This window comes from Parasedimentitalea marina (assembly GCF_004006175.1).
GTDB classification, from domain to species: domain Bacteria; phylum Pseudomonadota; class Alphaproteobacteria; order Rhodobacterales; family Rhodobacteraceae; genus Parasedimentitalea; species Parasedimentitalea marina.
Map to the genome: position 1 here is coordinate 1722414 of NZ_CP033219.1, position 21138 is coordinate 1743551.

Consider the following 21138-nt stretch of genomic DNA (forward strand, 5'->3'; position numbering starts at 1 on the left):
ATTTGTATCCCCTATGTGACTTGGAAAACCGTCCACTCGACGGTTGGATTGTTTAAATAAACGCCGCCCTGAGTGTCGAGCTGGATGCGCATAAAGACCCGTTGATCGGTGCCGCTGGACCAATGTGGCTTGACCAGATTTGCCGGATCGCGCTGCCAGACCAGATTGGGTTGGGTGTTCGGGTAGCCGAACCAGCGCGCGCCGGGCTGCAGGCTGGCGTTCAAGCTCCAGAAGCTGTTGTAAGGATCAAGCCCACTGGGGCCATTGCCGCCTGAATTTATGGCCGCGACGACAACCAGGGCCGCAGTGCTGGCCTGCCATACATCGTCGCGGCCAACCTTGATGCCGGTGTTCACAAAGTTCCAAACATAGCCGTTGCTATGGGTGCCGGAGGCGGTGAAAGACCCCTGCGCCAGCACCATTTGCCGAGAAACGACAATCCCGGCCGCCTTCAATAGACCGTTTACAAAATCCAGTTTTAGACCACTTGTGGGAATGCCGTTGCTGTCCTCGGAATAGCCGTCGCTTACGATCTGATCAGCGATTTGCAAACGGCCCACTTTGCCCCGGCCAATATGGACATTCGGCATGTGAACGCCTGCGGGCAGCAGCACTCCGTCCACTTCGGTGTCCTCGGTATAGACCACAAATGGGGCCAAACGATTGCCGCCCCCTGGTCCAACAATGGCGAACATGTCAGAGACAAAGGCCACCTCGGTTGAAGGCACCCCGGCGGCGTCCAACTCTGAGCGTAAAGTCATGCCACTGACCACGCCGTTGTTGTCAATTCGCAGTGTATATTCTGCCTGGACGCCGTCGATAGCGGACGTCACTTCAGCGATAGAGGCCGTGTGCTGGCCCTGCGTGGTTGTAAGTTCAGTCAGGGCCGTGGCCTGGCTGGACACTGCGCCCTCAGTCGTCGCAACACGGGTGGTAATCTGCTGCAGGGCGCTGGCCTGACCGTCGAGGCCCGACTCTGCATCTTCCAACCGGGAATTCAGGCCCAACGCATAGGTCGACAGGGCGTCCACCAAGGCTTCCGTTGCGGTGACACGCGATGTGACGGCCAACAGCGCGTCGGCACTGGCCGAGATGCTTCCTTGCGTGGCAGTCACATCAAGCTGCAACTGGTGCACGGCGCGCGCGGTGCCGCTGGCGCTGTCCACGGCCACCCGGTTCAGCTCGACAATAGCGCTGTCGGCCTCGCCAGCCTGTACCTGCAAAGTCGAGATTGACGCGGCGAGGGCAGCGGCTTCACTGCTGCGCACAGAGGTTTCCGTCTCAATCAGGGCTGTGTTGCCATCAATCGCTGCACCCAGTGTTGTCACGATTTCAGCCGTGGCAACGCGGCCCTCAGTGACCAGGGCGCGCATGTCCTGGCTGGCGTAGGCAATATCCTGACGCCAAATTTCCCGGTTTTCATATTGCTGCAGTAACAAGGCCAGAGTCGCGGCATTCCCGGCCTCAGCCGCTTCCATCAGGGCACGGGTATCCGCCACTGTCTGGGTGATCTGCGGCCCGTTCAGGGTTTCAATAGTGACCTCTGCCGACTGCAGGCGCGAGGCCACACCATCAAACTCGGCTGTGTCGACCTTAAGTTCGATTGCAGCGTTGGCCGCATCGATCTGCACCCAGGCACTGGAAAGGCTGACCGTCAGGCCATCCACGGTGACCTGATCGGCCTTGAGCGCAATTGCGGCTTCAGCGGCGTCCAGATCAATCATGACCTGATTAACCTGGACTTGCAGCGCTGCGACCAAGGGGATTTGGGTGGGGTCCAGCAGGGCATCCGTCACCACTTGATCGACATAGGCCTGACTGGCGGAAAGGTTGATATTGGCCTCGGCGGCATTCAGGCGGATCTCGACTTCGTTGATCAGGTTTTCAGCGGCTGAGACGCCGTAAATGCTGACCAGACCTGTTTCGGGATCGGTGATAATGCCAGCGTCGGCAAAGGTGCTTTGAACCTGCGACAGGCGTTCGGTGGCCCAGAGGATCTGACCGTTGATCACGCCCAAAGCCTGCGCCACAGACCGCTGCTCGATGTCGCGCAATTCCAATTGAGTATCGACGCGCTGGATCTCGCTTTCCAGCGGTGTAATGCGCGCGGCAATCAGCGCGTTGTCCAGGTTGGCGGCGGCTTCGTTTGCGTCGTCGGTTACGGCCTGCCAGAACTCTGGAGAGAGCGCGTCCGGACCTAATCGCACGTCTGGTGTGGTGACAGGCAGCCAGGTGGTCCAGTCGGTGTTGCGCTCATTGGAAATGGCCTTGGCCCGCACCTCATAGGGCCGGTTGGCCAGGGTTTCCAGATTGAATTCCAGCGCAGAGATATCCGACGTGCTGGCAGAGAGCCGCTCGTCTGTGCCGCCAACAATCCGAGCCTGAAAGGCCAGGGCAGAGGTTGTGCCCTCAAGACCGGCAAGCCAGGTCGCCCGGATTGCCACCCCACGGTCATTGCCGTTTTCGTCCTTCAGGCGGATGCCAGCGACGGCAAATCCGGGCACTCCGGCGTCCGGGACCTGCGGCGATCCGGTGACCTGGGGCAGGTCGGGCAGCTCAAACTCCGGATCAGATGCAAAATCATCTGGGTCCGTTTCCTGCAGACTGACTGCGACATTCAAGGTCCGCAGATCATAGACCACTTCGGTGATTTTGAAGGTCTTCAAGTCATAGCTGTTTGCCTCATTAGAGAGGCGGATTGTCTGAAGGGGCTGCAGGTGGAAAAAGTCAGGTGGTAGGGAAAACCGGTGACGGCGGAACCGGCGATTGTCGAGCAGCAGGCTATTGCCAATCTGGCGACATTGTTCAGCCGACGACACCATAGGCAGACGCAACTCAAACAACCGTTGGCGACCATCCTCAATGACCCAATCGTCCTTTATGATGATGTCGAGGGGATCTGCGTTCCATAGGGCATTGGGGGAGGGATGGGTGATTGTGACCGCGTTAAAGGTCGTCTCAGCACCGGGGAAGGGTTTGTATTGCTCGGGCTCAGAGACCAGAATGTCGGTGTCGTCAATGTCCACGGTTGGCGCAGCAGACCCGGCAACAAGAGGATACCAATAACCACCGAGCTCGTAGATCTCAGCATTGGCAGAGGAAAACAGCTCTTCCAGGAAGTCGGCCGGCTCTTCTTCAAACCGGACTTCAAAGCCCCCTTCAAAGCGCGGTCTTTGATTTGTTCCGATAGGTGCGTCGCAGGTGTCCATAGCAAGGGTCCACCAGTCCAGTGGCAAATCCTCAGCAGGGAGACCTCCGCCCCAGGTGCTGCCACAGGGCAGGGCAATTCCGCGAAACACATTGTAGCCGATCACCATCAGATTGCGGGTCGGCTCCCATGTGGTGGGATCAGTCCAGAGCTGTGCCCCTGTGCCACCCGCCGTGGCATCTTTGCGCGGGTCATAAAGGGCAGGTCCATCAAGCTCAAACCGCACGTCTGGTCGCCCATTGGGGAACATGCGGTCAAGCCGGTCAAAGGTCAAAATGGCATGGGGGACGCCAGTCAAAATATGGTTGTCGGTCCAGGGGCGCTCCTCAATCAGACCAAACTTGTCGACCAGATAAGGGTCCGCCGCCAGATGGGAGCCATTTATGAACCGGACCCAGCCCCGGTCGTTTCCGGCCCCGTCATTCTTGGAGACAAGCGGATAGCCAAAATCCGCGTGTGCGGTGTCGCCCAGGTCCGAGTATTCGCCATCAATGATAACCCGGCTCAAAGAGACGCCGGGCAGGTCGCCCACTGCAATCACAAAACACAAGTAGCGGAAATTGCCGCCATGGCTGCCCTGGTATTCCAGGTGCCCGGAGGTCGCATAGTGGCCCAGTATGGTGCCTTGCGGGTCGGTGCCGCCTGAGGTCGTGAATGTGGTTTGCAGGCCGGGTTCGCGTTGCTTGCGCTGCTGCAGCTTGGCGACCAGCATCGAAATTCCGGCTTTGACCAATGAGCGAAGCGCAAGAGAGGCCAGGGCCTTGACCGTTAAAGCGGCTTTGAAGGCTGCTCCCAGGGACGCCAAAACGGCGGCAATGGGGGCGGCGTCAGCAGGCTGAGTCAGTGCCAGCCAAAGGGCAAGGGCTGTTAAGAACAGGTTCATGGGCGAAACACCCTGACGGCGCGGGCCAGATGGACGTAATCCAATCGACGCGGGGTTAATACGTGGATTTGCGGCCCGCCAATAATGCCAAATGCGTCGTGGCCGTCTTCAGACAGCACAGCAATGTCACCAGGAGCGGACAGCGCCCAGCCGTCCACTTCAATCAGGTGGGACGCCGCCAAATCCCCCAGGCTGGCGTGGCCATGGTCTGCCAGCAAAGCGCGGCCCTGATCAAAACTCTGGTAACGCCCACGCCAGTTGGTGCTGGGGTCAGAACCGGTCAGGGCATTGACCCAACCCGCTGCAAACAGGGCACAGTCAAAATTCCCGGCAAAGCGACCGGCGCTCAGGCGCGGGTAGCTGGCGCGCACATTGGCCAGATAGTCATAAAGAGCTTTTGAGCGATCCATCATCACCCGCCCCACCGGACAGGCCATTCACCAGCCGTAGTGCTGTATTCGCGGCCCAGGTCCGCCGGATCTCGGCGTTGCAACTCAGAGCTGGACCGCTTCAGGGGCAGGCCCAAAGTCAGATTGCGGGCAGAGGACACCAGAACCAATTGCAGGAAATTCTCGCCGCCTTTGCGGGCAATCTCTTCGGGGGCTTCGTTCAAAAAGCCTTTGAACATGCGGATGGGTTCACCAAGCTGATTGCCGGTGTCGATATCCATCGGGCAGGAATGGATCTCAACACTGGCCAGGCGCGGATCATATTGGCGGACCAGGGCCTGCACTTCGTCTGTCAGGGGGGGCAGCTTGATCCGGGTTTGGCGGACTTGGAACCCAAGGCTGGCGGTGATCGGTGGAACATCAATCACGTTGCCTGCGCCGTAATATGTGCGCACTTCGCCGCCCACCAAAAAGATCTGGTGATCGTCACCGGTCCAAAACCCCAGGCTTTCTGGCGCGCCGGTGTCTCGGTTCTTGGCAACAATCCACAACAGCACCTGGCCGTCGGTGCCCCGGCGTTCGGCAAGCTGATTTTGGGTTGGGGTGGGGACTATGGGCATAGATCTACCTCAGGGTCTGGGTCCAGTTAATGACCCCGCCTTCACTGACAATGGACCGGCTGGCACCGTATTCGGCTTCCAGAATTTTTGCCCTGAGAACCGGATCGCCCAGCGTGACCGCAGCCCCCGCCTCTGCACCAGGGCGGATGAAGGGGATCACCTCAATATTGCTGATGGTTCCGGCCAGATTGGCGATTGCGTCGGAGACGACACGGTGCACTGCGTAGCGGGTTGGGTTTGATCCGTAGGTGAAGCCAAGCAAGTCGCCCTGCGAGACCTTATAGAGCGCCGGTGCGCCGGTCAGGCTGAACTCGCGGTTGTTGGTGTTTAGGTCGGAAATCGTCGGAGTGGCCGCGCCAAGGCCGCTTTTATCGGGGTCGGCAATAGGGCCTGGCAGCCTGATATCACGCAGCAAAAACGACGCGCCGGGTTCCTCCAGGAGGGCAATGCGGGCTTCAATCGCGGCCCAGACGCTGTGATAGTCCTTATCCAAGACAATCTGGCCCTGCCACAGCCGGGCCCCGCGTTTGTTGGCAATGACGTCGCCACCGCCAGTTTCAGATTGGGTCTGAGCACGGGCCAGTCGAAAGGTCACCTTGGCGACCGGCAGCGTGTCCAGAAATTGAGAGGTTGTCAGGGGCCATTGCAATGCCATCAGCCAGTTCCTCGCGGGTCATTCAAAACGCGGTGCACAGTTCCTGGCGCGACGTTGCTGTCGTAATCCTCGACCACATCCACGGCGATATTCTGGGCGGTTTCCTCGACCGTGGCTTTGAATAAGGGGCTGGGCTGGATGCGCAGCAGCACAGATTGCGGCCCGGAGTTTGAGCCGCCGGACAGGGGCTGTGCCGGTTGCATGCCGATGGTGCCACCGCTGGCCAGACCAGGGATATCAACACCGTCATTCATTGCCTGCAGCAGCGGGCGGTATTGCCGGGTTGCTTTTGCCGTGACCACGGTTTCGCCTGGGGAGAGCCAAGCCGGGACCTTGTCGTCTTTGTTGCCACCAGCGCCATAAACTGTCCCGCCATCGGCCAGGCCGATGCCCCCCAGGATCAGGCCGGTCAGACCGCCAGTATCTCCACCCAAGCCAAACAAATCGGCCCAGGGGCCGTCGCCCAGCAACAGCGCCTGCAGCGCGGCTGCAGCGATTGCAGCTTCAACCTGCTTCCAGGCATCCGCAGCCTGTTCGCCGCCTGCAACCATGCCTTCGGCTAGCGTTTGAATATTGCTGTCGAGAAAATCCGCAGTCTGGCTCGTCAGCTCAATCGCCTGCTGTTCCTTCAGGCGCTCACGGATCAGCTCTTCAACGGCTTCGCGTTCGGCATCGGTGGCGTTTATCAAGACATCGCGAACACGGGCCATTTCTTGCAGAACAGGATCAGTTTCGCGCAAGACCTCCAGGCGTTCGCGTTCCCGCCCGATCAGTCTTTCAATGGCATCGCGTTCGGCGTTGATCTGGCTGGCACCACCACCACCGCCACCGCCGCCGCTGCGACGGGTGCTGGCGGAACGCGGATTTGGTGGCATGACCACGGGCGGGATATTCATGTCCGGGCGGGTGTAATCGATATTCCCCGCGCCAATACCTTCGCCACGGGGATCATAGAAATCTGGATTTTGATTGATATTGGAGACGATTTCTTGGCCCCGCGCCTTCAGCAGGTTTGTGTTGAGCCGGTGCGCCTCATCTGCTGCCAGGGTAATGTTGCCAGCCATATCCACGTTTGCAACGCCGTTGGCGGCGTCCCAGGCTTCCATCAGTTCGGCCTTCAGGGCGTCGGCAATCTCGCGGGCTTGCGTTTGCTGCTGATAGATCGCGCGCTCTGCTTCCAGACGTTGCTCAGCAACCGCAACGCTGCCTTCGCCATGAACCGCAATTGTCGCTTGGATAGCGGCCTCGGCTCGAAGCTGCTGCAGGGTGTTGCGCGCGCTGGTGTCGATCTTAAGGCGCTGGCTCAGATAGTCCTGGGCAGAGGCCGCCATACTGGCCCAGAGGTCAGCGCCGGTTTTCTTCAGTTCCTGCCAAGGTTCCTGCAGGCGGCCGGCAAAAATTTCCAAATTGCGGATGAGACCGGCCAGACCGTCATAGAATTCCCGCTGTTTAGCATTGAGGTTCTCTAATCCTCCCGAGGCGTCCAGAAGCATGGCCCGCACGTCCAGGGCGGCTTGTAGCTTGGTTGCAGGCTCCTCGCTGCTGTCCAAAATTTCCAGGTTCCTGGCGAACTCAACACCGGCCAGGCGGGCAGATTTTCGAATTGAATTCAGGCCAAGGAAATCCTGAGACGCAGTGGCAGAGCTGTGATCGTCCCACCAGGATAGCTCCAGCACCAGATTGCGGACACTGGTTGCCGTGGCATCCATCTGTTGTGAAGCGTCAAACTTTGCCAGAGCGGCCATGTCAGCCAGAACAAGACGCAATGCAGGCGAGGCGGTGCCGAACTCTGCCAGCATATCGGCGGTGCTTTGACGGGCAGAGCGGGACTTTTCGGCAAAGGCATCAATGGCGTCGCCCACCGATTGGATGGCCTCTTCCAGGGTTTCGGCGTCCTCGTCCGCGCCGGTCAGCCAGTTTGACATGGCAGCAGCAGCGGCAATGGAGCCGATTGTGATAATGCTGATGGGGCTAATCATGCCGAGAAACCCGGCCTTGAGGGATTTTACCGCACCGGCTGCGCCCATTGGACCGATGACCTGGCTAATCTGCGTACCCTGTTGAATGGCAAGCTGCAGTGGGTTCTGACCGGCGGCCATCATCACGCCGATATCGTTGAACTGGGCTGTGAGGTTGCCGACCTGGCCCGCTGCGGCCCGCTGCGAATTGCCCATGGTCATGGCCTCGCGGGCGACGGATTGCTCCGCTGCAGCCATCGCTCTGGCTTTAGAGGCTGCGGCGGTAGAGGCCGCGCCCATTTTCTTGGTCGCAGTTGTGGCTTTTACCTCGGCAACGTTGACGTCAGTCGTTGCCTTTTTGACGCTCTCTTTGGCGGCTTTGACTTCCTTCAACTCAGACACAGCCTGACTGCCGTCCATTAAGACCTTTCCTGAGACTACAAACGACATCTTACTTTCCGCTCCATTCGGCCAATGCGCCGCGTTCAATCATCTGCACCTGGGCAAACAGATCCGGCGTCATATCCACCCCGGCCATTTGCCAGGCAGCCTGGGCACCTGGGTAGTTCAGCCCCGTCACCCGAAACGTCCCGTCAGGCATAGCAATGCGGGTGAACTGCGTGGTGACGTCCAGAAAGGCCTGCACAGCATCGACGTTTGCGGCCCAAACGCCGTGTTCGTGGTTAATGTCTGGCCCAATGTCGTCCAGCGGGATGCCCAGCAATTCGCAATCGGTCTTGTCTTCGTCACAGTCTTCGTCACTGGGCCCGGTTTCCATGAGCGTGCCCCGAACCCAGGCGCGCCCGGCCCAGATCAGTTTCCCAGTGCGTCCTGGATTAGGGCCGTGGTGTAGGTTTTCAGTAGGGCCATGCGCACATAAGGCAGGTTCAACAGGCCCTCGCGGATCTCTTCGCTGTAGGGGATTGGCTTTTCCTTGTCGTCGACCAGGTCATCAGCGGAAATCATGACTTCCCGCAGAAATTCCTTGACGCCCTCCGTTTCAAACCAATCCAAACCCTCCGATTGGTCACTTGGAACGACCTTAAAAAGCCCTTTAAAGCTCTGTTCAAGGTGCCCATCCCCATCAGGGACTTTGACTTTGACGGTGCGGGAAAACGTGGGGACGGTGACAACATTGAACATCAGGCGGGCTCCGGGAAATTAAGTAAGGGTCAGCGACCACTGGTCGTTTTGAGTGGCGGCGCGCGGGATTAGCCGCAGGGGCCATTCTTTGATATTTTGGGACTGGCTAATGCTGGGGCGCTGCATTTGCGCCGTGGCCAGGCTCAGCGTGGCAATGCTGCCAGCCGTCGTGCCGTGCACCAGGCTAACCGGGACCCGATCCATATTGACTGCCATGGTGAAGGGATCAAACGCGGTCAGTGGCTGCGCTTCAACCGTGGTTTCAAACGTCTCGGATTTATCGGTGATCAACACCCGATCGGAGCCAACCAGGAAGCGCGGTTCAATCTTATTGCCCAGGGCCAGTTTGGCCGATGACATGACAAAGGATGTGCCGTCGATAGTGAAGGTGGGAGTGTTCTTGGCTGAGACAATCTTGGGCTCTTTCCAGCTTGAGAGAACAACAACCGGGGCGCTGACTTCAGTCGGGATTGTAAATAGCCCGGTGAAGTCAAACTTGATTTTTGGCGTGGCCTGAGCGCTCAGGTCAAATTCCGCGGTGCCCCGTGCGCCCAGAATGACATAGCGGGTTTTGTCGATCACCATGTGAAAGGTGCCGCTCTCAAAGCTTTCACTGATCGGCGTATATTCCACGGATGTGCCTGCAGTAATGGTCTCGGCGGCACCGCAGGCGCGCAACAGGGCACCCCAGGCAGGGGCCGTTCCGGCGGTTCCGGAGGCGCTGAGATCCACTGTGAAGCTAAGAGTGGAATGCAGATCAGTTGGAATGGTGCCGTTTGCGCCCATGCCCGGCTGTTCCAGATCGCGCTCCTGGTCCTGGCCTTCCATGGGCTTCAGAGTGGCGTCCATGGCCAGCACGGCATTTGCCGCACCCGTGGGGCCGGGGTCGGTGCCATAGGTACTTTCCAGGGCAAACAGAATGCGCTTATTGCGCCAGAAGATTGGATCTGCCATTTACTTGGCCCCCTTTTTGGAACTGGGTTTTGGAGTTTGGATCTCAGGCTTGGCGGATTTGAGAGCCGGGTTAGAGGTTGGTTTTTCGACCTGCTTCAGGCTGCCATCGGGCTGGCGCACAAAGCTGCCGCCACCTTGCGGAATTTTGGGCTTCGTCATGCTGAGATCCTCAGTTGGTCGGTGATTGAAAAGTCGATCTGAAACACCATTCGGCCCTGGTGCAGGGACAAGAGCTTGCCACGCTCAACCTGAAACACGCCGCTCACATCCTCGGGGGCCCATCCAGCAAGGGTGTCCACCACTTCGCGGATCAGTGGGTCAATGCGTTTCAACGCCTTTTGCCCCGCCTTGTCATGGGCTGAGGCAATCAACAAAACGCCGATCACCTCATTTATGTCCTGGGTGAACATCCCAGCAGCGTCGCCTGGCTTGCCGCCCCTGAACCCCAATGGCACCACAATGGCGCTGGCATTGGCGGGCAGGCGTCCGGATTTCATCAGGTCAGCCAGATGGGCAACGGTTTCCACCTTGCCCTGCAGATCCGCGACCAGGGCATTCAGCCGGTCAGCAACGGCGTCAATCATCAGATGAACCCCGTCATTTTGCTGGCTTCCAGCGGGCGTTCGCGGTCGGTGATCTTGACGCCGGTCTCGTCAGAGCCGGTTGGTTCAACGCCTGCGATGGGCAACCGAATAGTGCCTTTGGCGATGTCGCGCAGGGCAGTCACCGCGTCTTTGTACTCGCTTTGGATTTTGTCTGAGGCCTCATAGACGTGCAGCCGGTAGATGGTGATCGCCGTGGCAAGATCTGCAATCAACGGCGGCGTCTCAGACAGGGGCAAGGTGTAACGGCCATGCAAATAGCCGTCGATCACGGCTCCGGCACCCTCAACGGCCTGGGCGACTGTGTTTACGTCAACGGCCCCGGTGCTGACTTCACCCCGGTCTGTCAACTCGACCAGTAGGTTTTCACCATAGCGGTCGTTTAGCTCTTGCAGCGTGGTGTAGGCCATGGGGCGCAGTCCGGTGTGAAGGGGTCAGGGGAGGGCGGCGCGATTACAACGCCGCCCTGTTGGTCAATCGGCCTCGGCGGCCTCTACGACGCCCAGGTGTTCCAGGCGGAAGAACTGCTTTTGGGTCAGCTCGACTGTCTCGTCCGGGCCATAGTCCGTGCCGTTGTGCCTGAGCTGGTCGAGAACAACGGCGGCCACCAGGTCTGAAACTGGTTTGGGCGTGGGGTCCGGCCCGGGTTTAGGCACTGGCTTGGGCTTAGGCACTGGCGTAGGAACCGGATCTGGGTCCGGAGTTGGTGCGGGAGCCGGTGCCGGATCAGGAATGGGGGCAGGAGCCGTATTTGTGGTCGGGGCAGGTTTATCCGCCCCGGCGTTTGGCTCTGGGTCTGTCCCCAGAGTGTCCTCTGACTTGGCCGCCACAGTTCCTTTGTCATCGATGCCAGCCGCTGCGTCCAATTGAGCCTCTTTCCCAGCGACAGCCTTTTTCAACTTAACGTTGGAAATATTGCCGGGCAGCTCTAGGCCGAGCTCTTTGGCTCGAGCCAGCAGGGTTTCACGTTCACTCATGATCTGACCCTCCCTTAGGCTGCGATTGCGTCTTGGATGAAGTAGCCGAGGTCTTTGGCGACGATCAGCTCTTTGACCCGCTCACCGCGTCGAATGCGGGTACCGCCCTGCAGGCCGATGTCTTTATCTTCAATGCGGCCTGCGATCTTGCCGCCATATTCAGCCGTCAGGCCCCAGGTCAGATCGCCACCTTCTGCGGTTGCCATCTTGTTGATGTGCAGCATGGAGATGTGGTTGCCCCAGGCGCGTTGCAGGTTGGCGGCCTGCTTGGGCTTTGCGGCGTTGTAAAAGGCGTCACCGATCAGCAGGCGAGAAATGCCCTCGCCAGAGAACAGATCCACGAACTGCTGACGGGTGACAATGCCCTCAGAAGTCAGGTTGCCCTTGACTGCGTTGACGATCTTTGGGTGTGAGCTGAGTTTTGACCAGACTTTGCGGCCCATCACCATTGTGTTGGGCGGCAATATCAGGGTGCTTTCCAGGCCGGTCTTGATCAACGCGATGGGGTCGGAGCCTGCATAGTCAGAAAGTTGATCACTTCCGGATAGGGTAACTTTGCGGCCCGTGGCATAGTTGGCCGCATTGTGAACCATCTTCGCCACCCGAACTTCGCGGATATTGAGAATAGTTTCCGACAGCATTTCGACCGCGTGGCCTTCGGGGTCAAAGGCCGACAGGTTGTTGGCGCGGGCGTTTGCCGCCGCCTCGATGTCGGAGAACGGGATGGGTGCATCAAGGCCGTAGTCTTCGACTTCACTGGTCTTTTGAGTGCCGTTGAATTCCAACTGCTGGACGCGGCCTTTGCGCCCGACTTTGGCGTCGGGAACGTTAAAGGCCTCTTCAAGCGGGTATTCGGTCCAGCTGAACTTTTCACCACCGACGGCAGCGCGTGGCATGACCTCATCGGCGATGCGGGACACCGCAGGGTTCTTATAGCCAATCGCAATTGCAGAGAGGACGGGATCGACCTGGAAGGGACGTTTGGGAGCCATGTTTCAGATCCTTTCTAAAGATTAGGCTTCGTGCAGCAGAGCAGGGGACAGGAAGGCGTCGATGACGTCACCGGTAACGCCAGGCTCATCGGCAAAACCGACAATGCGGATGGTGGTGGCAGTGGCGGCAATAGCCGCAATGGCCTTGCCCTCGCCGTCTGAGGTCAGCGGATCACCTGCGGCGACGGTGCCGCCCAGTTCAACATGGACCAACCCGTCACGGTGCACGTCGCACATGCCGTCAAGCTCAGACCCCATGGCATCTGAGACGCCAAGACTTGAAGCCGTGTTGCTATCTGCTTGAGTGATGGTGTTACTGGAGGCGGCGTCGGAAAACATGACGATGCGGTAACCGGCTACAGCGGCGCCTGCCGGATAGGCGCGAATAAATGTCGGGATCATGTTTGGGCTCCTTCAACGGCGCGCACGGCAACAGACATGCTGATGTCATTTCCGGCGGCTGCCTGGTCCGCCTGATAGACGGTGGCCTTGGCCGCCAGTTCAGCAGCATTCAGGGAAATGGCCCCGCCATGTTCTGGAAGAACATCGGGAATAATCGCACCGTTCATTTTGGGCAGTGCGTTGATTTCCTTTTCAACCCGCTCGGGGTCCTGTTGGTGCATGGAAATGTAATGATCCTTCATCGGGCTTGGGATCATGCGGCCCTTTTCCATCTCGCCAGTGACGAATGACTTAGCCTTTTCCAAAGCGCGGTCATTAGTCAGAGCCGAAAGGTCGGTTTGCAGGCTGGTATTTGCCGCCTGCAGCTCAGCAACTGAGGCCTGCAGGGCGGTCTCGCCCCCCAAACCGGCCCTGGCAACCTTGGCTGCAGCCAGCACATCGCCGCCGTCAGCGACGCCCAGAACAGTGCCAATTTCGCCAAGCTGTGATTGCAGCTCGATTGTTGCGGTTGCGCCGCCGTCTTTCAAAGTGGTCAGCGCGGAGGAAATATCCTCTTCCGAGGCATCGGCGCTAAGCCCCAGCACCCCGGCGATGTTTTTCTGAAACGACATGTCGTCGGTCTCCTGGTTGAGCGAGGCAAGCCCGCGAAAGTTGGGTCGATTAACAAGACTGGCCCGCAAAATTCCCATGACGGACTTGGAAGCCTTGTCGGGGATGGCAATTACAGGGGAGAGGTTGCGATAGGCGCGTGTCGTCAGCAGGGAACGGCCTTCATCAGACCATTCAACCTTGCCCCAGATCCCATCTGTGCGGGCCTGCATTTCAACGATCCAGCCGCGCGCTGGGGCGGGGAGCCCCTTTGGCGCGGCAAGGTCAATAGCGTGGTTTTCGTCAATGGGCAGGCGTTCGGCAAAGGCAAAACTGTCTGCAATGATCTTTTCCGCGTTGGTTACATGGTAGGGACCCCGCGCATCATTGGTTTGCACCAGGCCGTCGCTGGTGGGCAGCAGATGCACCCACTCAGGCACCGCGCCCATGTCATCGGGCAGGAGCTGGGAATTCAACGCAACGGAGGTGGTTTGTGTGATTTTACTCATGCCGCCATATTCGCAGCAGAGCTAAAACGCAGACACCCGCAACAGCTTGCGGGTGTGGGGGTATCATGGCGTGTTGGACAAGATGACGAGGAAATCCGTGCCAGTCAATCTGCCAGTCAATCCTGGCTGTTAGCGGCCTCTTCCAGCCAGTCTTCCAGCTCGGCCAGGATACCGGCCTCATCGTCATCAGACAAGCCAATGAAAGGACGGGCAGGAATGGTGCCCCAGGGAAGTGAAGCCCCATTCGCCTCCTTACCAAAAGCCCCCTTGGCCGCACCAAACTGCATCACGGCGGCTTGAATGGCGTTTGAGCCATATTCGACGCCGTCTTTGTCCGCATCATAAAACAGCGTGTTGCGCATATCGCCTGATTGATTCAGTGGCGCCCCAAAACTCAGGCTCAGTTTGGCGTAGCGATCCAGGGTGGTTTGAGAGCGCGGCGCAAAGGGAGAGCCGTCGGGTTGTTCGCCGTCACGCATGCGGTCCTGGGCTGAGGCCACCAGCAACTCGCCAATGTCGGCCATCACCAGCGACATGTCCTCAACTGCGGCGGCCACCGCAGCCAGAGCCGGGTCCAGGGTGTCTGTATTGTACTCAATACTGGCCATAGCGATTTCACCTTTGCTTTCGCTGGGGGCATTAGACCGCCAGGTTCCTTTGCTGAACTATACAGGGATCGCGCAAAACCCATAGCCGCCGATGCGAATATCGCAGGAAATTAAACCGAGGCGGTGAACTGCAATCATTCACTGCGGTGAGTGCGAGTGACTAGGTTGCGGACTTTAACTCTGCTCGTCGCTGTAAGGCCAAAGACCGCTTTCAGATCTGGAGTTTCGCAAAGGCTTCACGGTGAGACAATTTACTCTCTTACCATGAAATAGCACTTTTAAAGGTCGGCATTCATTGGCTTGAATCGCCAGTGATAGATGAAAGTTCTTCAAGAATTGTAGTTCGAAGGTGGCGATTAGAAATTTGTCCTCGATCAAAAACGCGTTCTATTGGTATCCCGAATTCTGCCATGAGATCACTGATCAGTTTCCGAAGACTGAAAATTTGGTCATTGGATAAGTCACATTTAATTGTGCCTGCAAGTTCCTCCCAAAGAGGGCAGTTGATATAGATACCAATAGTATTTTCATTACTCCCAGAAAGGACTGCTGGCGCCTTTGAAATGCTTCTACCGTTTTCAATAGTGCCTTGGGACGTAATGAGGAAATGTGCACCTACATCCGAAAAACCTAGAGAGCTTATCTGAAATTTTTTTATATTCAAAATATTGTCAGACTGAACGGGTGCGATAATGATTCGATTTATTTCTCGGCCCGTGTCACCATATTGAGTTGGAGACGGCAATATGGATGAAATTCCAGCCTCTCTTACCAGACGTTGCAATTCGGCTTTCTGCGTATCCAACTCTTGACGTAAAATGTCCAAAGCAGGATTTTCTAACGGTGGCTCTCCGGTTGGTGTGTCACGCGCCAATTCTTGTAGTGCCGCTGATATCTCGTTCGTTTTCGTGGTCAAGTTCGCTTCAAGTTGAGCTAACTTTTCAAGCCGAACGACTTCTTCATTAGCCCATAGCTTTGCGTCTTCGTCATCAAGCGTTCTTGCAAGGTACCTCAAAACAAAAACTCGCTCTGCCCCTTGCTGCGCGAGTGTATTGTTTACGATGGAGAACTCAAGAGATTGGTTGTCATTTGCGTTTTTTAAACTCTGCTCTCTTGTTTTTTCCACCGCGAGTTCAATGTCTTGCTGCTTTGATAGATAATCGCTTACAACTTCTGGCACAGTTAGAAACGCACCTATGACACCAACAATTGCAGTAACCCATTTTGGATTGTGCCATACTGGTTTAGGATCACTTTTTTTTGCAACTCCATTGGGCATTTTGTGCCTCCATTATTCGTCATAAGAAATTTCTAAAAAGTACTAATGTACACTAACAGTTAATGTATTTCTGTTGATCAAGTATAGTGTAATATTCTTCATGTTTGATACCCTCAATGTTGAAATCTCTTAGATCTCCGACAAGACTGTTGTCATTTGCTCCAGTCGGTCAAACTGGCAATTTGGCCTCTGGCCCACCATTTTCTGGGATCTAAAAAAGTGTTGGTTCCGAGGCAGGGCGTTCAAATCGGAGATCGAACAGGAGAGTTTCTCCCCCACATACTTTGCACCACCAACATGCGGTGCTTATTGCCCTGAATCTCTAGCGCCACTGTGTAGATCTGTGCGCCAAACCGCCTCGAGAACCGAACAATCGAATGACCAGCGCGCGAAGTGCCTGCGGCCTCTATGCTATCAGGTTGATCCAGAATGCGGGGCAACAAAGCAAGGTTTTCCTGGTTGATCTCGAATTGACCCCGCAAGTCTTCTGAGGCGTTGCCGTGTGACGCCAGGACATGGCGCACAGCGGAATCGTCCAGAGTGAAGTGGTAGTTGTCCAGATCTTGCCCGGTGGCTTCGGCAATGCGCTGGCGATGTGCCTGGCTCAACCGGCCCATTGTGCGGATCGGCGCGACTGTGCGCCCGTCAGCAACCGCCCCGGCGTAGCGGCGCACGTCGTCCTGCAGCGAGACCAGGTTGCGATAGGCGGTGGAATGGGCGTCCTGGGCCGAGGCGGGCAGGTCATCCATATAGGCGCGAGAAATCGCATAGGGCCAGTTGACGGTTTTGCCTGCCATAGTCTGCACCAGGTCGGCGACAGAGCCACCGGGGGCATGGTCCCAGCCTTCCCCAATACCGTCCAGACGTCCGGTGTTGGGGTTCACCTGGCCCCAATCGTCAGGCAGGACCTTGGAAGGATCGCCGCCGCGCCGTTTGGCTCCACCCATGGTGCGCGCGCCAAAGATCTGGCAATTGCAGCCAAACCCATTGGGTGGGAAGGCCTTCACCCAGAATGGATGATCTGACGGCAGGATCAGCCCGTCCCAGGCAAGGTGCTGCAAACGTGGCTCGTTGGACCCGCCGTGGCGGTAAATCCAATACTTGAATTTGCCCTGGCGCAACTGAGCAAGGCGACCGGCCATAAAGGAGCTTCGCATATTGGTGTGGTAGATCGTCCGCATCCGCCAGGCTTGCCCGGCTTCAGTGTCTTCTCCTGTCCAGCCGGTCCATCCGCGCTTGGCAACAATGGCCCTGAAATCGCGTTTGAATGCTTCAGTGCCGGTGCCTTCAGTAATTGTTCGCTCTACTGCGGCTGCCAGATCCGCTAGCAGATCGGCCTTAACGGCACCGGCCACCATAAAGCCCCGGTCCTGAGCGGACCCCGCCAAATCATCCCAAGCCGAACTGGGCACCAGATTGCCCAGGCGCAGCCGGAACGCCGCCACTTGCTGCGCAAAGGGCTGGCGGAAAATGGCACCAACCGGGTCAGTCATCTGCGGCGTCTTCAATCATGGCGCGGCCACCAGCCATAGAGGCAGCAATGGCCTCGCCCATGACTTTGGCCAGATCCTCGGTGGGCAGTTCTGGAAATCCGCCCAGGAGATTTTCACGGAATTCTTCCAGCGAACCAGACGCTTCCAGCATGGCCTCAATTGTTGAAACCATGTTCGTCATTGCCGGAGTGGCGGCTTGACCCAATTGATCGGCTAAAAGCGCAGTTGGCTCGATATCGTCAACGTGGCCCGCTGAGGGCTCTTGAGACTGTAGAGCGGCATCCCCCTGAAAATTCCCGTTGAGGCCCTTTAAGTGGTATTTAACTTTAGTCTCAGGGCTATTCTTGTCGCCTTTGCCACCGGCGACCTGTGGATTTGAAGCTGTGGACGCGGTTTTGCCCAAAACTGGCGCGCCAGCCTTGGGGGCACTCAGGCCCAGCTTGTCGCGGATTTCGCCTTCATCCACTTCGAGGCCAATCTGAACCCATGGCACGGCGGCATCGGTCCAGGCTTTTAAGTCTTCCGCTTTCGGGCGGGCGATCACCAGGCGCGGGTAGGTTTTCTGTGGCCCAAACTCAAACTGCATCCAGGGAATAATCAGATCGCGGTTTAGAATTGCGCCCAGATCCTGAGCGTCGGCGGTCTCGATATCCTCCTGGACCTCTCGATGCTCTTTGCCAGAACCCAGGCCACCGGTGACGGCATCGGTGGTGGCAGTCTGACCCAACACAAGTTTGGAGGTTTGCCGGTCCAGCCAGTCGCAGCGCTTTTCATAATGCTCGGTTGAGGAGCCCATGTTTTGGGCCGTGACAAATTCAATCATCATGCTTTCGGGAATGATGGCGGCGCAGTCACCGGCAATATTCGCCACCGCCTGAAACAGCTTGTTGCGATCTTTCTCAGATGTTCCCGGCCCATATTTGCCGATCCGCAAAGGCTGGCCGTAGGTTTGGCTGAAGATCGACCAGTCTCGCTGGGTGAAGGCCTTGAACATCCAAGTCCAGGCCGCCACGCGGGCGATACCGGACCGCAAGGCCAGGCCCGACTTGGCTTGCATCCGGGCATGAATGAACCTGAAGGCGGGCAGGGGAACCTCTTGGCCGATATCATTCAGCATAAGTGGCGTTTCCAGGTTATGGCGCTCAAACCGGAACCAACGCGGGTCACGGAGTTTAAGTTCCTTAGGCTGCCATTGCCCCTCAGAGCTTTCCCAGATGATTTCCGTAAAGGAATAGCCTTTGCCGACAGCATCCAGAATATGAAACAGCTCACTGGTCAACTCGCCGCGCTTCACCCACTTGCGGACCCGCTCGGCCATCTCGACGCTAATAGGGCTGTCATCAACGGTCTCTACTGCGATGTCGAGCTGACTGACTGACCGTTTACGGGTGCCCAACACACCGACGTAATGCGGGTCGCGCTCTTCAATGGCTTCGGCCAGTTCCAGATAGCGCACCGGGTCGCCGTGGTCGGCAGACCTGAGGATCTGCGCCAGACGCAACGGGTTCAACCCATCAGCCGGATAGCCAGTCACAGGGGAGCGGACCCCGCCAAAGCTCGGCGCGGCGATTTCCTCTGTAAGCGATGCACGGTCAATCGGGCGACCATCTGGGCCGAGAACTTTTTGTTGTCTACGGGCCATTAGATCCCCCCTCTTAAACCGGCACCTAACGGTGACCGCCACCAATCGCTGCCTTCAGACGCTGAGCCCCATTCATCGCCGGAATTGCCGGTCAGGCTGTCGCGGCGCGGATCGCCGACCGGCGTGTAGTCAATTTCCACCCAACGTTGGCGGGAGGCGAAATGCGCCAGTGCCAGGGCGATGGCATAATCGCCGTGGCGTTTCTTGCCTTTGGCGTCTGCTTCGCGCACTTCAGGCACACGCGGAATGCCCCGGATTTTCTTCACCGAGCGCAGATCGCTGACGTGGTCGTCGCTTTTGCCGATTGCGATGGTGGCGTCTTCAAAGGCGGTTTTAAGGGGCGGCATTTCCAGCCGGTACCAGTCCTGGCTAAACTTGATAGCCCAAACCAGGCCGGGGGTATCAATACTCTCGCGCAAGCCAAATTTGCGGCCCATGTCTTCGGCGACGGTCCAACCCATGCCAGTGGCATCAAAGGCAGCCCCGACCAGGCCTTCGCGCACCGCGTTCATGACTTCAGCGACAATGGCCTTTTGCTCATCGCCTGGCACATTGCGCATTTCAATCGACAGGGCCTCGCGGCGGTTCAGGTTTTGCTCGATGGCCAGCAGGCTCAGGACTGACAGATCGGCCACGCGGGCAAAGTCAAATCCCAAGGCATAATGGGGCTTTTGATCAAGCCCCGAGAGCACCTCTTCCAGATCCAACATGAAGTCGCGCAACAGGTCCCGCCGTCTGTCTTCAGGCAATTGCAGGTAGTCGTCTGGCAGCTCTAAGGTCAGAACCGGAGCGTCGGCAGTCATGCGCGCCTCGATCAGCGGCGCGGTGAGCCAGGCCCCGGTGCCCGCTTTGGGAATACAATGAAGCTCTTCGTCGGCATCGTCGCCATAGATCTTGTGAATATCATCTGACCAGGCTTTCTTGGCCTCTTCGGTGTCGGGTTTGCCAGTGACAAGGGCGATGCGCTCATAAAGCCCGGCCTCAATGGCGTCGCTGAAATCAACCCGCACCACTTTGGCATTGTCGCCGCGCTCTCCCGCCTGGATCTGACGCACCAGGACATTGAACGGGTTGGCATCGCCGTCGTGGGTGGAAATCACCAGCACCTTGCCGCCCCACATTAGCAGTGCGTTGGCGGCTTTCAACATCTCGTCCAGCTCTTCGTGGAAGGCCGCCTCGTCAAAGATCACATAACCCTGACGTCCCCGCAGGGATCGCGGCTTGCTGGTCAGTGCGACAATCTCAAAGCCAGAGGCAAACTTGATCCGGAAGGCCAGAATGTCTCGATCTTCTTCCCCGTTGCGCTGATCCTTGAACAGGAATTCCTGCACCGAACTGGCCGCCGGAATAAAGGCCTTTGCCCACATCGCCGCCGTGTCGATGAATTCGCGCGCCATGTCGAGATTAAAGCCGATGTAAAGCGTGTCCATGCCGCCAGCGGGTTTGGACGCGCCCGAGGTCAGCACAGCGTCTGCGGCCACCGCCCAGGTCATGCCGATCCGGCGGGACTTTTCGCAGACTACGAATGGGTACAAAGCGGTCGTTTGCAGCAGCGTTTTTTGATAGTCCAGCAGCACCGCTGGCAGATCGTCGTCGTCAGCAATGACATCGGGTAGGGCCTGGCGGCTTTGGGCGCGCAGGGCGTCCCATTTCTGGTCGGAGAGGGGTTCAGCAGTCATCGCTTGCCGCCAAACAAAATCTGTTCGCGGATGCCCTGGATGGTGCCTTTGGTCATGCCGAGCTGAATGGCCGCTTGCTCAAAGTCATCAACGGCGGCTTCGCGGGCCTTCTGCTCAACGCGGCGGCGCTCGTCTTCTCGCAGTTTTTCGCGCATCCCAGCAGACTGCATCAGATCCTTAAGCATGCGGGACAGGTTGGCCAGGCTTTTGGGGTCAAAGTCCTGATCCTTTTCAGACATGGCTTGCATCATCTGGAAGGCGGCTGTTGCAATCATCTGCATCAGCACTTTGTGCATGTTGCTTTCGCCCTCGATGTCCAAGTCGGCCAACATGGTTTCAGCCATGGCAAAAGCGTCGCGCTGATCTTTCAGCAGCTTGGAAAACTCTCCTACGGCTGACTTGCCGATGGTGAGTTTTTCGCCGCGTTCTTCAAGCCACGAATTCAGTTCGTCGGTGACGTCCATGATGTCACCAAAACCGCGTTCCTGTAGCAGTTGCGCCAATCGTTGGCGCAGCTCATCCGGGACCAGATCCAGTTTCTTAGGCGGAGGCATGGA

21 protein-coding genes are annotated in these 21138 nt (G+C 57.8%); all 21 read right to left on the bottom strand.

Going from position 1 to position 21138, the window contains the following annotated elements; all coding sequences use genetic code 11:
- Positions 1-11 precede the first annotated feature (11 nt).
- The 21 genes from EBB79_RS08385 to EBB79_RS08480 all read right to left on the bottom strand — a co-directional run bounded on the left by EBB79_RS08385 (position 12) and on the right by EBB79_RS08480 (position 21135).
- Positions 12-4091 (bottom strand): phage tail protein, encoded by a 4080-nt coding sequence (locus EBB79_RS08385; RefSeq protein ID WP_127748484.1) that lies wholly within the window; start codon positions 4089-4091, stop codon positions 12-14.
- Positions 4088-4504, bottom strand: coding sequence for a DUF6950 family protein (locus EBB79_RS08390; protein ID WP_127748485.1), 417 nt, complete (start codon positions 4502-4504; stop codon positions 4088-4090). Before EBB79_RS08390 ends, EBB79_RS08385 begins: the two co-directional genes overlap by 4 nt.
- Entirely contained in the window at positions 4504-5100 is a 597-nt protein-coding gene (locus EBB79_RS08395) for a hypothetical protein (RefSeq protein WP_127748486.1), read from the bottom strand. The genes EBB79_RS08390 and EBB79_RS08395 overlap by 1 nt, the downstream gene beginning before the upstream one ends.
- 4 nt (positions 5101-5104) lie before the next feature.
- Positions 5105-5755, bottom strand: a complete 651-nt coding sequence (locus EBB79_RS08400; protein WP_127748487.1) for a hypothetical protein — start codon at positions 5753-5755, stop codon at positions 5105-5107.
- Complete coding sequence (locus EBB79_RS08405) at positions 5755-8133, bottom strand: phage tail length tape measure family protein (protein ID WP_164860764.1); 2379 nt, start codon at positions 8131-8133, stop codon at positions 5755-5757. The genes EBB79_RS08400 and EBB79_RS08405 overlap by 1 nt, the downstream gene beginning before the upstream one ends.
- Before the next feature lie 31 nt (positions 8134-8164).
- Positions 8165-8491 (bottom strand): DUF1799 domain-containing protein, encoded by a 327-nt coding sequence (locus tag EBB79_RS08410; RefSeq protein WP_127748489.1) that lies wholly within the window; start codon positions 8489-8491, stop codon positions 8165-8167.
- A 35-nt stretch (positions 8492-8526) separates the two neighbouring features.
- The gene (locus tag EBB79_RS08415; RefSeq protein ID WP_127748490.1) at positions 8527-8856 is read right to left on the bottom strand and encodes a hypothetical protein; all 330 of its coding nucleotides are present in this window, start codon (positions 8854-8856) and stop codon (positions 8527-8529) included.
- 18 nt (positions 8857-8874) lie between these two features.
- Complete coding sequence (locus EBB79_RS08420; protein WP_127748491.1) at positions 8875-9810, bottom strand: phage tail tube protein; 936 nt, start codon at positions 9808-9810, stop codon at positions 8875-8877.
- Positions 9811-9969 (bottom strand): hypothetical protein, encoded by a 159-nt coding sequence (locus EBB79_RS24385; RefSeq protein ID WP_164860765.1) that lies wholly within the window; start codon positions 9967-9969, stop codon positions 9811-9813.
- Entirely contained in the window at positions 9966-10394 is a 429-nt protein-coding gene (locus EBB79_RS08425; RefSeq protein WP_127748492.1) for a phage tail terminator protein, read from the bottom strand. Before EBB79_RS08425 ends, EBB79_RS24385 begins: the two co-directional genes overlap by 4 nt.
- The gene (locus tag EBB79_RS08430) at positions 10394-10822 is read right to left on the bottom strand and encodes a gp436 family protein (RefSeq protein WP_127748493.1); all 429 of its coding nucleotides are present in this window, start codon (positions 10820-10822) and stop codon (positions 10394-10396) included. Before EBB79_RS08430 ends, EBB79_RS08425 begins: the two co-directional genes overlap by 1 nt.
- Before the next feature lie 63 nt (positions 10823-10885).
- Entirely contained in the window at positions 10886-11389 is a 504-nt protein-coding gene (locus tag EBB79_RS08435) for a hypothetical protein (protein ID WP_127748494.1), read from the bottom strand.
- A gap of 14 nt (positions 11390-11403) precedes the next feature.
- Positions 11404-12381, bottom strand: a complete 978-nt coding sequence (locus tag EBB79_RS08440; RefSeq protein WP_127748495.1) for a major capsid protein — start codon at positions 12379-12381, stop codon at positions 11404-11406.
- A 21-nt stretch (positions 12382-12402) separates the two neighbouring features.
- A complete protein-coding gene (locus EBB79_RS08445; RefSeq protein WP_127748496.1) occupies positions 12403-12783 on the bottom strand; it encodes a DUF2190 family protein in 381 nt (126 codons plus the stop codon).
- Positions 12780-13880 carry a phage protease gene (locus EBB79_RS08450; RefSeq protein ID WP_127748497.1) on the bottom strand — a complete coding sequence of 367 codons (1101 nt, stop codon included), beginning with the start codon at positions 13878-13880 and terminating at the stop codon, positions 12780-12782. Before EBB79_RS08450 ends, EBB79_RS08445 begins: the two co-directional genes overlap by 4 nt.
- A gap of 116 nt (positions 13881-13996) precedes the next feature.
- Positions 13997-14488: a phage virion morphogenesis protein gene (locus tag EBB79_RS08455; RefSeq protein ID WP_127748498.1), complete on the bottom strand. Its 492-nt coding sequence runs from the start codon at positions 14486-14488 to the stop codon at positions 13997-13999.
- A 292-nt stretch (positions 14489-14780) separates the two neighbouring features.
- Complete coding sequence (locus EBB79_RS08460; protein ID WP_127748499.1) at positions 14781-15767, bottom strand: peptidoglycan recognition protein family protein; 987 nt, start codon at positions 15765-15767, stop codon at positions 14781-14783.
- Positions 15768-16009: 242 nt separating this feature from the next.
- Positions 16010-17260: a phage minor head protein gene (locus EBB79_RS08465; RefSeq protein ID WP_127748500.1), complete on the bottom strand. Its 1251-nt coding sequence runs from the start codon at positions 17258-17260 to the stop codon at positions 16010-16012.
- Complete coding sequence (locus EBB79_RS08470) at positions 17253-18902, bottom strand: DUF935 domain-containing protein (RefSeq protein ID WP_127748501.1); 1650 nt, start codon at positions 18900-18902, stop codon at positions 17253-17255. The genes EBB79_RS08465 and EBB79_RS08470 overlap by 8 nt, the downstream gene beginning before the upstream one ends.
- Positions 18902-20581, bottom strand: coding sequence for a terminase large subunit domain-containing protein (locus EBB79_RS08475; RefSeq protein ID WP_127748502.1), 1680 nt, complete (start codon positions 20579-20581; stop codon positions 18902-18904). The genes EBB79_RS08470 and EBB79_RS08475 overlap by 1 nt, the downstream gene beginning before the upstream one ends.
- Entirely contained in the window at positions 20578-21135 is a 558-nt protein-coding gene (locus EBB79_RS08480) for a phage protein Gp27 family protein (protein WP_127748503.1), read from the bottom strand. The genes EBB79_RS08475 and EBB79_RS08480 overlap by 4 nt, the downstream gene beginning before the upstream one ends.
- Positions 21136-21138 lie beyond the last annotated feature (3 nt).

Coding starts and splice junctions, on each gene's coding strand:
- EBB79_RS08450 (WP_127748497.1), bottom strand. CDS start 13,880: ATGAGTAAAATCACACAAACCACCTCCGTTGCGTTGAATTCCCAGCTC.
- EBB79_RS08390 (WP_127748485.1), bottom strand. CDS start 4,504: ATGATGGATCGCTCAAAAGCTCTTTATGACTATCTGGCCAATGTGCGC.
- EBB79_RS24385 (WP_164860765.1), bottom strand. CDS start 9,969: ATGACGAAGCCCAAAATTCCGCAAGGTGGCGGCAGCTTTGTGCGCCAG.
- EBB79_RS08435 (WP_127748494.1), bottom strand. CDS start 11,389: ATGAGTGAACGTGAAACCCTGCTGGCTCGAGCCAAAGAGCTCGGCCTA.
- EBB79_RS08385 (WP_127748484.1), bottom strand. CDS start 4,091: ATGAACCTGTTCTTAACAGCCCTTGCCCTTTGGCTGGCACTGACTCAG.
- EBB79_RS08440 (WP_127748495.1), bottom strand. CDS start 12,381: ATGGCTCCCAAACGTCCCTTCCAGGTCGATCCCGTCCTCTCTGCAATT.
- EBB79_RS08420 (WP_127748491.1), bottom strand. CDS start 9,810: ATGGCAGATCCAATCTTCTGGCGCAATAAGCGCATTCTGTTTGCCCTG.
- EBB79_RS08465 (WP_127748500.1), bottom strand. CDS start 17,260: ATGACTGACCCGGTTGGTGCCATTTTCCGCCAGCCCTTTGCGCAGCAA.
- EBB79_RS08395 (WP_127748486.1), bottom strand. CDS start 5,100: ATGCCCATAGTCCCCACCCCAACCCAAAATCAGCTTGCCGAACGCCGG.
- EBB79_RS08475 (WP_127748502.1), bottom strand. CDS start 20,581: ATGACTGCTGAACCCCTCTCCGACCAGAAATGGGACGCCCTGCGCGCC.
- EBB79_RS08480 (WP_127748503.1), bottom strand. CDS start 21,135: ATGCCTCCGCCTAAGAAACTGGATCTGGTCCCGGATGAGCTGCGCCAA.
- EBB79_RS08405 (WP_164860764.1), bottom strand. CDS start 8,133: ATGGACGGCAGTCAGGCTGTGTCTGAGTTGAAGGAAGTCAAAGCCGCC.
- EBB79_RS08430 (WP_127748493.1), bottom strand. CDS start 10,822: ATGGCCTACACCACGCTGCAAGAGCTAAACGACCGCTATGGTGAAAAC.
- EBB79_RS08470 (WP_127748501.1), bottom strand. CDS start 18,902: ATGGCCCGTAGACAACAAAAAGTTCTCGGCCCAGATGGTCGCCCGATT.
- EBB79_RS08415 (WP_127748490.1), bottom strand. CDS start 8,856: ATGTTCAATGTTGTCACCGTCCCCACGTTTTCCCGCACCGTCAAAGTC.
- EBB79_RS08455 (WP_127748498.1), bottom strand. CDS start 14,488: ATGGCCAGTATTGAGTACAATACAGACACCCTGGACCCGGCTCTGGCT.
- EBB79_RS08460 (WP_127748499.1), bottom strand. CDS start 15,767: ATGCCCAATGGAGTTGCAAAAAAAAGTGATCCTAAACCAGTATGGCAC.
- EBB79_RS08445 (WP_127748496.1), bottom strand. CDS start 12,783: ATGATCCCGACATTTATTCGCGCCTATCCGGCAGGCGCCGCTGTAGCC.
- EBB79_RS08410 (WP_127748489.1), bottom strand. CDS start 8,491: ATGGAAACCGGGCCCAGTGACGAAGACTGTGACGAAGACAAGACCGAT.
- EBB79_RS08400 (WP_127748487.1), bottom strand. CDS start 5,755: ATGGCATTGCAATGGCCCCTGACAACCTCTCAATTTCTGGACACGCTG.
- EBB79_RS08425 (WP_127748492.1), bottom strand. CDS start 10,394: ATGATTGACGCCGTTGCTGACCGGCTGAATGCCCTGGTCGCGGATCTG.